The sequence below is a fragment of the Pseudofrankia asymbiotica genome (genome assembly GCF_001983105.1).
Classification (GTDB): Bacteria; Actinomycetota; Actinomycetes; order Frankiales; family Frankiaceae; genus Pseudofrankia; species Pseudofrankia asymbiotica.
This window is the reverse complement of record NZ_MOMC01000068.1, coordinates 37,267-51,083: the sequence shown is the minus strand read 5'-3', so window position 1 is coordinate 51,083 and position 13,817 is coordinate 37,267. Positions and strand designations below refer to the sequence as shown.

The following is a 13,817-nucleotide window of genomic DNA, read 5'->3' as shown; positions in this document are numbered from 1 at the left end:
CAAGGCGGGTTGGCCCGTTGGCTCCCGCGTGGGCGGCCTGGCAGGGTGGCCCGTTGTGTCAGCCCGGGGGCGAGCCCGGATCCCGGACGGTGACAGGCGAGGAGAACTGGTGCCATGACCAAGGGGACGGCCGCCGCTTCCAGCTCGGATGACCCCCGTTCCGCCGGTCAGGACCAGAACTGGGACCTCGAGCTGCGCGACGCCGCCGGGCCTCAGGACGCCTGCGGCGTGTTCGGAATCTGGGCGCCCGGCGAGGATGTCGCGAACCTCACCTATTACGGCCTGTACGCCCTGCAGCACCGCGGCCAGGAGGCGGCCGGCATGGCCGTCGCCGACGGCCGCGCGATCCTGGTGTTCAAGGAGCTGGGGCTGGTCGCCCAGGTGTTCGACGAGCGGACGCTGTCGAGCCTGTCCGGGCACATGGCCGTCGGGCACACCCGCTACTCGACCACCGGCTCGTCCACCTGGGAGAACGCCCAGCCGTCGTACCGCACCGCCCGGCTGGGCGACGGCGTCGCGCTCGCGCACAACGGCAACCTGACCAACATCATGGAGCTGGCCGAGAATCTCGGTGACGACCGGGACGCCGGCATGCACGCCACCACCGACTCCGACCTGATCACCGCGCTGCTGGCCAACCATCCCGGCCCGACGCTGGTGGACGCGGCGCTGGACATCCTGCCCCTCCTGCGCGGCGCGTTCTCGCTGGTCTTCTCGGACGCCTCGACGCTGTACGCCGCCCGTGACACCCACGGCGTCCATCCGCTCGTGCTCGGCCGCCTCGACAGCCGCGCCGACGAACAGGCCTGGGTGGTGGCCAGCGAGACCTGCGCGCTCGACATCGTGGGCGCGACGTTCGTGCGTGAGGTGGAGCCGGGCGAGCTGGTCGTCATCGACGCGGACGGGCCGCGCTCGCTGCGCTTCGCCCCGGCTGACCGGCACGGCTGCCTGTTCGAGTTCGTCTACCTGGCCCGCCCGGACACGACGATCGCCGGCCGCTCGGTGCACGCCACCCGGGTCGAGACCGGGCGGACCCTCGCCCGCGAGGCACCGGTCGACGCCGACCTGGTCATCCCGGTGCCGCAGTCCGGTGTGCCGGCCGCCGTCGGCTACGCGGAGGCGTCCGGCATCCCGTTCGGCGAGGGCCTGGTCAAGAACTCCTACGTCGGGCGGACGTTCATCCAGCCGTCCCAGACGATCCGCCAGCGGGGCATCCGGCTGAAGCTGAACCCGCTGCGCGAGGTGATCGAGGGCCGGCGGCTCGTCGTCGTCGACGACTCGATCGTGCGCGGCAACACCCAGCGCGCGCTGGTGCGGATGCTGCGCGAGGCCGGGGCCGCCGAGGTCCACATCCGCATCTCGTCGCCGCCGGTGCGCTGGCCGTGCTTCTACGGCATCGACTTCGCCACCAGGGCCGAGCTGATCGCCAGCGGTGCAGGGGTGGAGCAGGTGCGGGAGTCGCTCGGCGCGGACTCGCTCGCCTACGTCTCGCTGGACGGCCTGGTCGCCGCGTCCCGGCAGCCGGCGGGCGAGCTGTGCCGGGCGTGCTTCGATGGCATCTACCCGGTGCCGCTGTCCGACTCCGACCGGCTGGGCGGCAAGCACCAGCTGGAGGCGATGGGCAGCGGCGCGGCCACCAGCAAGGCGCTCGCCGAGGCGTTCCGCCGGCAGGTCGTGGCCGGCATGAACGGCGCTGACCCGTCACCCGACGACCTCGACGAGCTGGCCGGCATGGACACGTTCGAGGCCATCGAGGACCTGGCCCGCTTGGACGCGTCGGCATCGGCGGCGGCAGCGTCGCCGGCGGCTCCGGCGATGCCGGCGGGGCGCACGGGTGGTTCGGGTGCCGGTGTCGCGCCCGCCGGGAGCGTCCGGCCGTGACCGCCCCCGTGAGCCCCGGTGGCGGCCGTCCCTCCTCGTCCAGCGGTACCGGTCCGGGCGGCGCCACCGGCGGCGTCTCGTACCAGGCCGCCGGTGTGGACGTCGCGGCCGGCGAGCGGGCCGTCGAGGCGATGCGCGGTCATGTGGCGCGGGCCAGCCGGCCCGAGGTGGTCGGCTCGCTCGGCGGTTTCGCCGGGCTGTTCGCCCTCGACACCAGCCGTTACCGCAAGCCGCTGCTCGCCTCGTCGACCGACGGCGTGGGCACCAAGATCGCCATCGCCCGGGCGCTGGACGTCCACGACACGGTCGGCATCGACCTGGTCGCGATGGTGGTCGACGACCTGGTGGTCTGCGGCGCCGAACCGCTGTTCCTGCTCGACTACATAGCCTGCGGCTCGCTCGATCCCCGTCGGGTGGCGCTGCTGGTCTCCGGTGTCGCGACCGGCTGCGAGCAGGCGGGTTGCGCGCTCGTCGGCGGGGAGACCGCGGAACACCCTGGCCTGATGGGCGCGGACGACTACGACCTGGCCGCGACCGGCATCGGCGTCGTCGAGGCGGACGAGGTTCTCGGGCCCGAGCGGGTCCGGCCAGGGGACGCGCTGATCGCGATGGCGTCGTCCGGGGTGCATTCGAACGGGTTCTCGTTGGTGCGTCACCTGCTGTTCGGCCAGGCTGAGGCGGGCTTTCCCGGCGGGATCGGCCCGGACGGCCTGGCGGCGCTGCGGCGTGAGGAGTCAACGCTCGGCACCACCCTCGGCGCCGCCCTGCTCACCCCGACCCGGATCTACGCGAAGGACTGCCTGGCGCTCGCCGCCCAGACCGAGGTCCATGCGTTCGCGCACATCACCGGCGGCGGGCTGGCCTCGAACCTCGCCCGGGTGATCCCGGCAGGCCTCATGGCCACGCTCGACCGTGCCACCTGGACACCCCCGCCGATCTTCGCGCTGCTCGCGGAGCGCGGTCCGGTGGCGGGCGAGGAGATGGAACGCACCTTCAACCAGGGCATCGGCATGATCGCTGTCGTCGCTCCGGCCGCGGTCGACGACGCCCTCGCGGCCCTCGCGGCCCGAGGCCTCCCCGCGTGGCTCGCCGGCCACGTCACGGCCGCTGACGACCCCGAGCCGGCCGAGACCGGCGTCGCCGGGGACCGCCTGACAGCACGTCTCATCGGAACCCACCCGGCGTAGGTAGGCCTGCCTCGCGCCGTCCAGCGCGCCTGATCGCTACGGCACCAGGCTCATGCCGGGTTCCGGAACGTTCCAGCGGCGGGTGACCGTGCTGGGCGCGGAGGCGCGCCTCGCGGAGGCCTGGCCATGGAGCGAAGCGATCGGGGTCGGGCCGCAGCGAGGTCGCCGGAGTGYCCGTGAGCGTAGGAGGACGGCGTGCGGAGGTCCCTTGGGAGCGAAGCGAGTAAGGGGCCGGAGCGCGCCGCCCGGACGGAGCGAACCGGCAACAACCTTCCCGCCCGGCCCGGGCCGACTACGACCTCGGATCCCGCCTAACGATCCCGTCTGGGAGCGAAGCGAGTAAGGGGCCGGAGCGCGCCGGCCGGACGGAGCGAACCAGAGACAGAGACTCAGCGGTCTCGGTCGTCTTCGTCCTCGTCGAGGTACGCGCTGTAGTCGTCCTCGTCATCCGTGTACGGATCGTCGTCCTCGGTGGTGGTGTCCCGAGTGGTCGATCCAGAGACGCCCAGATCCGCCTTGAGCCGATCCAGATCCATCGACGGYGAGTTGTACTTGAGCTCGCGGGCGACTTTCGTCTGCTTGGCCTTCGCTCGGCCGCGCCCCATGGCTCGACCCCCTCGAACATGACGACGGGGACCCGCCCCGGTGCTCTAACTGTCTCGTGCTTACCGAGACTACAGGGATCGCGGGCCGGTCGGCACGCCAACCCGACAGTTGACTGTGGCGGTCGCTCGAAGGGTCGCTGAGCGCGCCGTTCGGGCCTCGCCTGCCGGACGCTCCGCGCCCGACCTGCCTGGTTTCCGACCCAACGGCGTGACCCGCGTGGCGTCGGAACGGTCGGTCGTACGTGGCCGACGGACGTCGGACGGGCGGTCGCGGCGATCGGCGGCGCGGCTAGGGAAGCAGGATGCGTCGTAGGCGGCCAATCCCCGCGATCCGGCGCTCGGCGAGGGTCACGGCGGCGGCGCCCGGGGTCTGTCCCTCTGCGTCAGCCAGCTCGAAGACGTCGTGAGTCGTCGTGAAGATCCGGGATGCGGCCACCCTGGCCCGCTCGGCCCGGTAGCCCTCGATCTCGTCGGCGACCTGGATCAGGCCGCCGGCGTTCACGACGAAGTCCGGCGCATAGAGGATGCCGGCCTCGGCGAGCAGCTTGTCGATGCCAGGGTGGGCCAGCTGGTTGTTGGCCCCGCCGCAGATCACCCGGGCGCGCAGCCGCCCGACGGCCGCCTCGGTGAGCGCGCCGCCGAGCGCGCACGGCGAGTAGATGTCGGCTGGTGCGCCGATCAACTCGTCCGGATCGGCCACGATCTCGACCTCGGGATGCGCTTCGTGCAGGTGCGCCAGCGCTGCCGGGTTGACGTCGGCCGCGAGCACCTTCGCCCCGTCCTCCAGCAGATGCCCGACGAGCCGGGCGCCTACCTTGCCGACTCCGCTGACCGCGACTGTCCGGCCCTCGAGGCTGGGGCTGCCCCACAGACGCGTGGCACAGGCCCGCATCCCCTCGAAGACGCCGTAGGCCGTCATCACTCCGGAGTCCCCGGACCCGCCATGCGTCGGCGAGCGGCCGACGACCCACCGGGCCTCACGGGCGACGATGTCCATGTCGGTTGGATAGGTGCCGACATCGCAGGCGGTGATGTACCGGCCGCCGAGCGAGGCGACGAACCGTCCGTAGGCGCGCAGCAGGGCCTCGGAGGAGTCCGTGGCAGGGTCGCCGATGATGACGGCCTTGCCGCCGCCGAGGTCGAGGCCGGCACAGGCGGCCTTGTACGCCATCGCCCTGGACAGCGCCAGGGCGTCGGCGAGCGCCGCGGACTCGTCCGGATAGGTGTGGAACCTGGTGCCGCCGAGCGCGGGGCCCAGCGCGGTCGAGTAGATGGCGATGATGGCGCGCAGCCCGGAGGTGGGGTCGGAGCAGAAGACCACCTGTTCGTGCTCGGCGCCGGCGTCGAAGACCGAGGAGATGACCGCCGTCGCCTTGATCAGATTCGACCCGGACGCAGACACCTGTGTCATGGCCGAACCCTACGGCGCGCCGTAACTGTCGGCGCCGTGACGCGGGACCGACCGCCCTACCCCTCGCCGCCTTCGCGCCCTCGTCTGACGGGATAGCCTCGCCTCGGCGGATCGGCCGGGAGGGGGGTTGGAACGGTGCCTGTCGTCTCTCCAGCGGCATACCTGCGGGTCTATGAGCCGCTAGCCGCTTTCTCGCCGGCCGAGCGGGTGCGCTGGCAGCGGTACGCGGCCACGGCTCCGCCGTCACGTCGCGCGGGTGCCCGCAGGGAGCGCATGGTCGCCCTGGTCGCGACCGTGCGCCCGACGTTGGACGTCGCCGGCGAGTCCGCGTTCGTGCAGATGGTCGACGGTCTGATGTTCGTCTGCCCGTGGTCGACGCAGCTGCGGGTGTGGCAGGCGGCGATGGAGTTCCGCGGAGGGATGCCCGAGCGGATCGCCGATGTCTTCCTGCCGCGCCGGATCGTCGACCCGGCGGAGACCGAGCTGGACCGCTGGCGTGCGCGCCGGCCGGAGCTGAAGGTCCATATCCAGACCTCGACGTGGTCGGTGCCCACGTCCTGGTTTCTGCTCTTCGACTCGGCCGAGCGGATGCTGGTCACCGGCGACACGGCCGAGCGCTCCATGGTCTACCGGACCGAGATCGGGCTCGCCCGGCGGCGGATGGCCGAGGCGCTCGAGACGCTGGCGGCCATGCGCGAGACCATGCCGGACGCTTCCGCGGTCGAGGGCGTGACGGAACTGGCTCGATGGCTGGAGACCTTCCACCCGCGCAGCAGGGTCGAGCTGGACTACGACGGTCTGGTCGAGTTGCTCGATGACGAGGTGCTGCGCGGTGACAATTCGGTCGAAGACCTCACTGAGGCGGTCCGGGCGTTACGCCAAGGGCGAACGGACCGGGCGGTAGAGGCGTACGAGCGCGTGCTGGTCAGGTGGCGGCCCTTGCAGACAAGGGAATCCGCGAGCTGATCGACRCCGTTGCTAACGCTGAGTCGCTGCTCGCTTCGGACGAGCTGTGACTAGTCAGCAGATGGTCCCGACGTGCCATGTCCGAAATGCCCCCGAAGGATGCACGATCTGTATGGGACGGAGCGACGCTCTGTGACGGGAGGCCAACACAATGACGACGAGAACGCCGGACGCCGAGCCCCTGCTGACTCCGGCCGAGGTGGCGACGATGTTTCGGGTTGATCCGAAGACTGTCACCCGGTGGGCCAAGGCTGGGAAGCTCACGTCGATCCGCACCCTCGGTGGCCACAGGCGCTACCGGGAGGCGGAGGTTCGGGCCTTGCTGAAGGGGGTCCCCAGCATGGGTAGTGACCTCTAGGCATCGACCGTTTCGGTACATGGTGTCCTGTTTGCCACCCTTCGGGTGGCTTCCCGTGAGCCCGCGTGACAACGGGCGCGCCGTGTACCGACGGGGTGGGTGTCCGGTACGGCACGCCGATCTGCCAGCACCGACGACCCCGGCCGAAGGGCCGGGCCGTCGGGCTATTCGGCGTGACGCACCGGCAATGTGCTCGCCCGTCCCACCGATTCGCCAGACCTCGCCAGGGTTGTCCGGCCAGGTCGACGCTGCCGCTTCAGGCAGACGGATCGGCGGGACCCCGGGGCGCCTGGCAGGTGCCCCGGTGGCCTGCGAATCTCCAGGCGTTCGAGGGGTGCCCGGCCCGGCCTTGACCGGCCGCCGGGCACCCAGCTCCCCGCTCCTGTCCCTGCTTCTGAACGACGCGGTCTGACCCACGCGACCCGCCGGGCCGATCATCGGTCCAGAACGCCGGGCGCGTGCCGGTCAGCTGTTCGGCAAGGCACCACACGGACGACGGGCGGCGCGCCCCAGGCGCGCCGCCCGATCTCGTCTACCGGCCGTTCCTGCCGAGAAGGTGGCCAACCCGGGCACCGGGGGAATGCTGCCTCACGGGGGTGAGCCGTGCCCAGTGAGCGGAGCTGGACGTTCGGGCCGATTCTTGATGTCCCGGCGCCAGACCGCACCATCGCCGACCTGCTGGAGGCAGTCCGGCTCCGGCTGCGGATGGACGCCGCCTGGCTCGCTCGTGCCGAGGATGACCTGCTGGTCATCGAGGCGCTCGACGGCGACGGCGAGTCGTTCGGTGTGATCCCCGGGGCGACCCTCCGCGGCGCCGCCAGCTACTTCGCGCTGGTCCTGGCGGGCGAATGCCCCGACATCATCCGTGATGTCCACGCGCAGATGCCCGCCGAGACGCTGCCGGCCGGCGGTGAGCTGCGGGCCGGCGCGTACGCGGCGGTGCCCGTGTTCGAGCGTGACGGGTCGTTCTACGGGGTGCTCGCGGCGCTGTCCCATACCCCGCGCCCCGATCTGCAGGCACGCGACGGACGGTTCCTGCGCCTGGTCGCGGAGGTGGTCACCGACTCCGTCTCGGATCTGCACCGGGTCTGGGAGCGGCGCACCGCGTTCTGGGACCGGGTCAGCGAGGTCATCGACAGCGGCGGCCCCACCATGGTCTTCCAGCCGATCGTGGACCTCGGGGACGACGGCCGGATCGTGGGCGTGGAGGCGCTGGCGCGTTTCCCGTCCGACGTGACCGAGACCGCCGGCACCGACGAGCCGGACGTGCGGGCCGACGCGGCCGTCCGCGAGGGCCCCCGGACGGACGGGGATGCGCCGGCGGGCGTCTCGGCGGCGGCGCGAGCGGCCACCATGACGGTCCGGGACTGCTCGACCGGCCGGCAGGAACTCGGTGAGGTCGACGTCAGTGAGCCGGAGCAGTGGTTCGCCGGCGCGGCGGCTGTCGGGCTCGGTACCGAGCTGGAGCTCGCCGCCGTGCGTGCCGCGCTCGCCAACCTGCCATTTCTACCGCCGGACGTGTTCATGTCGGTCAACGTCTCCCCAGGCACCGTTGGATCGGAGCTGGTCGAGCTGCTCCAGGACGTCGAGCCGAGCCGGTTGTTGCTGGAGATCACCGAGCACACCCGGATCAAGGAAGACTCGGAGGTGTTCCGCACGCTCGCGGAGCTGCGCGCGCGGGGGGTGAGGATCGGCGCGGACGACGTCGGCTCCGGCTACGCGGGCCTTTCCCGGTTCCTGGCGTTACGACCCGACCTGGTGAAGATGGACCACTACCTCACCCACGGGATCGACGCCGATCCGGCGCGCCGAGCCGTCGCGAACGCCCTCATCCAGGTCGCGGATGAGATCGGCGCCAGTGTGCTCGCGGAGGGCATCGAGACCGAGGCGGAACTCACCACCCTGCGCGCGACCCGCGTCCAGCTCGGTCAGGGCAACCACATCGCGCGGCCGGCGGCGCTGCCCTTGAACCCGCGGCGGGCGCCGAGAGACCCATGACCTCTCGGCGGACCTCCCAGCGGACGTCCCCGAGGCGGGGGACGATGCCGTTCAGACGCCTATCGGCTGGTAGTCGGCCACCCGGACGGTGCCCAGCGCGAGGTCGCCCACTCCCAGGTGAATGCCGTCCAGGGCGATCCAGCCGCCGTCCGTCTCGGCGAACGCCGCCCAGGCCGGCCCGTGCTGGCGGACCCGGAACGGCAGCTCCACGTCATCGACCGGGAGTGGGACCGTCACCCAGTCCTCGGCATCCAGGTTGCCCGACAACCAGCCAGCCAGCTCCAGCTGGTACCGCCACCATTCCTGCCGGTCCGGTGAGTCGGCCGGGAACTCCGGGGCCACCGCGTGCAGCATGCTCTGCTGCGCCCAGCCGATAGCGTCATCGACCACCGTCGGGGCGTGGCGGACCTCGCCGAACCGCATCGCGGGCAGCCGGGGCACCGTCGTCACGATCACTCGCGGCCCCAGGTGGGTCGCGTCGCCATGACCGAGGCAGACCCGCCACACCTGCTCCGAGTGGGGCCGTCGGGTGTCCCACAGCTCCAGCCAGCGTGGCTCGAGGAGGCCAGGCAGCAGACCGAAAACGGGGAAACCGGCGGATAGGGGCAGCAGCAGTCCCGGCATCGCAACAGTGTGCAGCCTGGCCGCCCTGTTCCGGGAGCCGGTCCCGACCGTATTCAGGCCAATCCGTCCCTGGATGTCCGTCACGTCCTCGGTGTATGTGCGCGACACGCGCGTCACTGGCCCCAGGCCAGGACGGTGGGACCGAGGCCGRCCAGGTTGCGGGCGGCCAGAGTGACGCGGAAGTAGGGGTCGGYCGGGCCGGGCGCGGTCCGGGTGTAGCTGTGACCGCTCACGCTGACCGTCTCCGAGGTGACACCGGACGGTCCGGTCCGGTAGATCGTGAGGTCGTAGGTCAGCGAGATCTGGTTCCCACCCACGTTGGCCGGCGTATCCCAGTTGATGATGAGATGGCCATGGCCGTCCGGGATGGACAGCAGTCCTCGCGGCTCGTTGGGTGGCACGCAGCCACGGGCCTTCACCGGCGACGACGTCGGGGAGGAACCGCCTGGGCCGATCGCCTGCACCGTCACGCTGACCTCGGCACATCCGTCGACCGAGACCTGGAAAATGCCCGGCTTGGCCAGGCTGCGCACTCCGCCAGGGTTCGTCGTCACCCGGTAGGACGTCACCGAGCCGCCGTCGAACGGCGCGATGACCGAGACGGTCACGCCAGCGGACACCGACTGCAGCCACAGCCCCGGCACCCCCGGCCGTGCGTTCGCGTCGGGCGGTGCCGCTCCGGCCGCTCCAGCCGGGCCGGTGGCGGCTGCTGGCGGCTGTGCGGCGGAGGCCACCGGCGCCGGAGAGGGGGTACCGGCCGCGGCCGTGCCGCTCGCCCCCGGCGCGCCGACAGCCGGCGCCACGGAGGAGGCGGGTGATGCCGGTACCGCGTCGGCCGTGTCGACCGTCGCGGCGCCGCCGGTCGACCGCAGGGCGAGTGGTACCAGCGTGGCCAGCAGGGCGACGACGGCGGCGACGACGATCGTGGTGATCCGCCGTCGGCGGGCACCGCGACGAGCGGCCCGAGCGCGTGCCCGGGCACCGGGAGCCCGTGCGGAGGCGTCGGCCGTCTCCGCGGTGGCGACCGTCGCGTCGTCCATCTCGTCCGTCGCCGTGTCGGCCGACGAACCAGCGGCGATGGCCTTCTGGGCCGGCTCGAACGCCCCGCGACGGGGAGCGGCCGTCGCGGCGGCCAAGGGGGCCAGCGCCGTAGAGGACTCCGGTACGGCCGGCGCCGTCGGCGAGGATGCCGCGAGTTCGCCAGCCGGCTTCGACGATCCTGAGGCGATCCCGGGGTCGACCAGGGAGGCGTCCGGCCTCAGGGCCAGCGCGGTACCGGCGGTCTCAGTGATCCCAGTGGTCTCGGCGGTCTCGTCCGCCGGGTTGTCGGCCGGGTCGAGATCGACCTCGCCGTCCCAGAGCGTGTGCAGCTCGGCGATCCTGATGGGCTGGAGTGCCGGTTCGGGCCGGCCGCCGGTCTCCTGTATCCACCCTGGCCCTACGTCGATCACGCCGTCGACGTCGATCTCCGTCGCCGCGGCGCGGGCGGCGAGGACGTCGGGAGGCAGCAGCTCCGTGATGGCTGTCACCGGGTCGTAGCGCGGCGCGAGCATCAGCTCGGCCCCGGTGGCGGCGGGGCTGCCCAGGTCGGGAGCGGCCACCTCCGTCCGCGCCTCGAGCTCCTCGTCGTCGGGGAGCGCTGCCTCGTCGTCGGGGAGCGCCGCCTCGTCAACGACCCGGCTGTGCGCGAGCGGCCCGTCGTCCGGCGTCTCGTCGTCCGGCGCGCCGCCCTCGACCACCGCCGGCTGAGCGGCGGGGTCGGTGACCTCGGCCGCCGTGATCTCGGCCGCCGTGACCTCGGCAACAGTGACCTCGGCCGCCGTGACCTGGGCGACGGTGATCTCGGCGACGCCCGGGATGTCCTCGAGGTCGTCGAAGGCGATGTCGACGTGCCCGAGGGGCTCGGCGCTGACGAACGCGTCCCGCCCCGGCGGTGGCGTCGACGCCACGTCCACCAGATCGTCCGCGCCGGCCGGGCTGGTCGCCCCGGCCCCGGCTGGGAACGGTTGCGCCGTATCGCCGGGCTCCGCGGTGCCGCGGGCCTCCACCGTGTCGCCAGACCGCGGCGGGTCCGTCGGTGACAAGGCCGGCGCGCCGGCGGTGGGCCGCCCGGCGAGCGGAAGATCCCTGACGGGGGCCGTGGACCTTGGCGGGGGGATGTCCAGGACGGCCAGTGCGACCAGGTCCTCCATGGCCGGCTCGGCGGCTGACTCGGCGGTCGGTGGCGCGTCCGAGCGGATCTCGAGGAGGTCTCCGAGTCCCAACGGGTCCGTCGGCGAGATGTCCAGCGGGTCGTCGACGTCCGGCCCGATGGGCGGCGGGTCGACGATCGGGTACTCGGCCGCCGGCATGGGGACGTCGCGGACCGTGGGCACCACGAGGCCGTCCGCGGGCGGCTCCGTCGCGGTATGGGGACTCGGCGGGATCGCCTGCGCCGTGTCGACCGCATCGTCCACGCCCGGTTCCGCGACTGGTTCGGCGGCCGGCGCCGCCTCGACGACGGCGGCGGCCAGGACGGCGTCATGGCCCGGCGGAGTCATCGGCGCGGCGTCCACCTGGTCGTCCGTCGCCGGCTCGGCCGGTGTGAGCAGGTCGACGACTGGCTCGGCGGTGACACCCGACCCGTGCGTGGGCACGTCGGGGGCACCGTCGACGACCGACTCCACCCAGATCGGCCCGACTCCGGCCGGTGCGACGGAGCTCGATGCCACGGCGGACGCCGCGTCCGGGGAACCGACCTGAACCGGGTCGGGCGTCGCCGCCGGGTCCACAGCCACCGGGTTCAGGAGGTCCGCCGGCGGCGCCGGAGCACCGGCCAGCGTTTCCGCGGCCACGAGTCCGGACGGCTCGGACATCCAGGCGGGGACATCCGGCGCCGAGACCAGGAACCCCGGACCGGAGATCGACGGGGCCGGCGGGTTCGCGGCTGCCTCCAAGAACGAGGGCGCCATGGACGTTTCGAGGCTCGCGACCGGGACTTCCACCGCGGGCGGCGCCCCTACGGCATTCTCGGGACCAGTGGGGGCCGCTCCGTCCTTCACGGTGATCGACCCTTGGGCCGCCGGATCCGGGTGACTGTCCGACGAGTCGTCCGCGGCCGGCAGCGCGAGTGGTATCTCCGCCAGCGGCGGCAGAGCCAGCGGCGGCAACGCGAGCGGCGGCGGGGGAAGCGGCGGCAAGGGAACCGAAGGCGCGACCGGCCGGGCGCGCGCGGGTGGTGGCGTCACCGCGGCAGGCGGCGCGCTCGAAGCGCGCGCCGCGGGTGTGGAGGCCGACGGGCCAGACGGCCGGGCCGAGCCGGACGGGCCAGGCAGGCCAGATGAACTGGCGGCCGGGCCGATGGCCCTGCGCCGCTCGGCGGGCCGGGGGGCGGGCGAGCGCTGCTCCGCCGACTTCTCACCCATCAACGTGAGAAGAAGGTCGGCGGCCGAGGGGCGGTCCAGGGGGTCCTTGCTGAACGCCTTGCGCACCAACGGGACCAGGTCGGAAGGCAGCGGGCCCAGGTCCGGGTTGTCCCGGGCGACCCGGCGCAGCAGCTCCTCCGGCGAGCCCTCGCCGAACGGCGGCGCCCCGCTCGCCGCGAAGGTCATGACGGCCGCCCAGGCGAACACGTCCGCCGCGGGTCCGACCTCCTCGCCCTGCGCCTGCTCCGGGGCCATGTAGCCGGGGGTACCGATCTGGGCCGCGTCGTGGGCATGCCCGCGCCCGCGGCCTCGTCCCCGCCCGCGGCCGCCGCCGCGGCCGTTGTGGCCGGCCGCCGGGCCGGCGAAACCGTTGGCGATGCCGAAGTCGATGACCCGCGGACCGGACGGTCCGAGCAGGACATTGCCCGGCTTGAGGTCGTGGTGGGCGATCCCGGCGGCGTGGATGGCGGTCAGCGCGGCGGCCATCCCGACGGCCAGGCGCGCGAGGTCGTCGGCCTCGAGCGGGCCGCCGGCCGTCACGGCGGCGCGCAGCGTCGGCCCGGGGACGAACTCGGTGACCAGGTAGGGCAGCGCTGCGTCCGGGTCAGCGTCGAGCACCTCGGCTGTGTAGAACTCCGAGACCTGGCGGGCATGCGCGGTCTCGGCGCGGAACCGTTCCCGGAACTCGGGATCCCGGGCGTACTCGGACTGGATGACCTTTACCGCTACTCGCCGGCCGTCGACCGCCTCGCCCAGGTAGACGGTTCCCATGCCGCCCTCACCGAGCAGGCGAAGGATTCGGTAGGAGCCGACGAAGGCGGGGTCGCGGGGGCGTAGCGGCGCGCCAGGCTGCGGTTCGATGATCGCGATCGCCGAACTCGAGCCCTCGTCCGGCATGGTGCCTCGGGTGGCGGGCCGCGAGGAGCCAAGCCGGGTCAGCAGACCCACGAGGCCATCCGGTAGCTGGCCTGCGACACCCAGCCGCGGGCGGAGTCGGTGCGGTCGGCAAGAGCGCCGATGTCGCGATCCCGACGTCGCATAGGTTCCTCCCCAACAAGGCGCGGAACCGGCGGTCGCACTCGACCGCGCCGCCGGTCCACCCCGCAAGTCGGAGCGGACGCCGCACGCCTCGAATGACCCGATTTTGCAGCAGAGCGGTGCGGACCCGGATAGCCCGCCCCGCTATCGTGGCAGCATCACCAGGCAATGCCAGCAATGTTGTGCCGGTGGAGTTTCGTTCGCCTCGGCCGGGCGTGCTGGCGATGTGTGTCAGGTGAGATGTCGGCGTCAGGTGGGGGCCCGGGTATCCGAATCCCCCACGCGCAGGGCGGAAAACCGATCGCCGTGGTGCTGCCCGCTGATCTCGGTGGCCCCGCCGGATCG

9 protein-coding genes are annotated in these 13,817 nt (G+C 72.8%); 5 read left to right on the top strand and 4 right to left on the bottom strand.

Going from position 1 to position 13,817, the window contains the following annotated elements; genetic code table 11:
* Positions 1-114 precede the first annotated feature (114 nt).
* Together purF and purM are read left to right on the top strand one after the other, a co-directional pair.
* Positions 115-1,881 carry an amidophosphoribosyltransferase gene (gene purF, locus BL253_RS29965; protein ID WP_076820669.1) on the top strand — a complete coding sequence of 589 codons (1,767 nt, stop codon included), beginning with the start codon at positions 115-117 and terminating at the stop codon, positions 1,879-1,881.
* Positions 1,878-3,068, top strand: a complete 1,191-nt coding sequence (purM, locus tag BL253_RS29960; RefSeq protein WP_081438830.1) for a phosphoribosylformylglycinamidine cyclo-ligase — start codon at positions 1,878-1,880, stop codon at positions 3,066-3,068. Before purF ends, purM begins: the two co-directional genes overlap by 4 nt.
* A 389-nt stretch (positions 3,069-3,457) precedes the next feature.
* On the opposite strand, the gene BL253_RS29955 is transcribed toward purM, so the two are convergent.
* Together BL253_RS29955 and BL253_RS29950 are read right to left on the bottom strand one after the other, a co-directional pair.
* Positions 3,458-3,673, bottom strand: a complete 216-nt coding sequence (locus BL253_RS29955) for a DUF3073 domain-containing protein (RefSeq protein WP_076820668.1) — start codon at positions 3,671-3,673, stop codon at positions 3,458-3,460.
* 289 nt (positions 3,674-3,962) lie between these two features.
* Positions 3,963-5,084: a Glu/Leu/Phe/Val family dehydrogenase gene (locus BL253_RS29950; protein ID WP_076820667.1), complete on the bottom strand. Its 1,122-nt coding sequence runs from the start codon at positions 5,082-5,084 to the stop codon at positions 3,963-3,965.
* 135 nt (positions 5,085-5,219) lie between these two features.
* On the opposite strand from BL253_RS29950, the gene BL253_RS29945 reads away from it, so the two are divergent.
* From BL253_RS29945 to BL253_RS29935, 3 genes are all read left to right on the top strand, one after another.
* Positions 5,220-6,050, top strand: coding sequence for a DUF8083 family protein (locus BL253_RS29945; RefSeq protein WP_076820666.1), 831 nt, complete (start codon positions 5,220-5,222; stop codon positions 6,048-6,050).
* Positions 6,051-6,201: 151 nt separating this feature from the next.
* Complete coding sequence (gene bldC / locus BL253_RS29940) at positions 6,202-6,408, top strand: developmental transcriptional regulator BldC (protein ID WP_076820665.1); 207 nt, start codon at positions 6,202-6,204, stop codon at positions 6,406-6,408.
* Positions 6,409-7,011: 603 nt separating this feature from the next.
* On the top strand, positions 7,012-8,406 hold the full coding sequence (locus tag BL253_RS29935; RefSeq protein WP_076820664.1) for an EAL domain-containing protein: 1,395 nt from the start codon (positions 7,012-7,014) through the stop codon (positions 8,404-8,406).
* Positions 8,407-8,457: 51 nt separating this feature from the next.
* Here BL253_RS29935 and BL253_RS29930 read toward each other — a convergent pair whose 3' ends face one another.
* Both BL253_RS29930 and BL253_RS29925 read right to left on the bottom strand, forming a co-directional pair.
* Positions 8,458-9,030 (bottom strand): hypothetical protein, encoded by a 573-nt coding sequence (locus BL253_RS29930; RefSeq protein ID WP_076820680.1) that lies wholly within the window; start codon positions 9,028-9,030, stop codon positions 8,458-8,460.
* Positions 9,031-9,143: 113 nt separating this feature from the next.
* Entirely contained in the window at positions 9,144-13,382 is a 4,239-nt protein-coding gene (locus BL253_RS29925) for a serine/threonine-protein kinase (RefSeq protein ID WP_076820663.1), read from the bottom strand.
* Positions 13,383-13,817 lie beyond the last annotated feature (435 nt).

What these genes read in the sequence shown, in the direction of transcription:
- purF (WP_076820669.1), top strand. Translation starts at nt 115, where the DNA reads ATGACCAAGGGGACGGCCGCCGCTTCCAGCTCGGATGACCCCCGTTCC.
- BL253_RS29930 (WP_076820680.1), bottom strand. Translation starts at nt 9,030, where the DNA reads ATGCCGGGACTGCTGCTGCCCCTATCCGCCGGTTTCCCCGTTTTCGGT.
- bldC (WP_076820665.1), top strand. Translation starts at nt 6,202, where the DNA reads ATGACGACGAGAACGCCGGACGCCGAGCCCCTGCTGACTCCGGCCGAG.
- BL253_RS29950 (WP_076820667.1), bottom strand. Translation starts at nt 5,084, where the DNA reads ATGACACAGGTGTCTGCGTCCGGGTCGAATCTGATCAAGGCGACGGCG.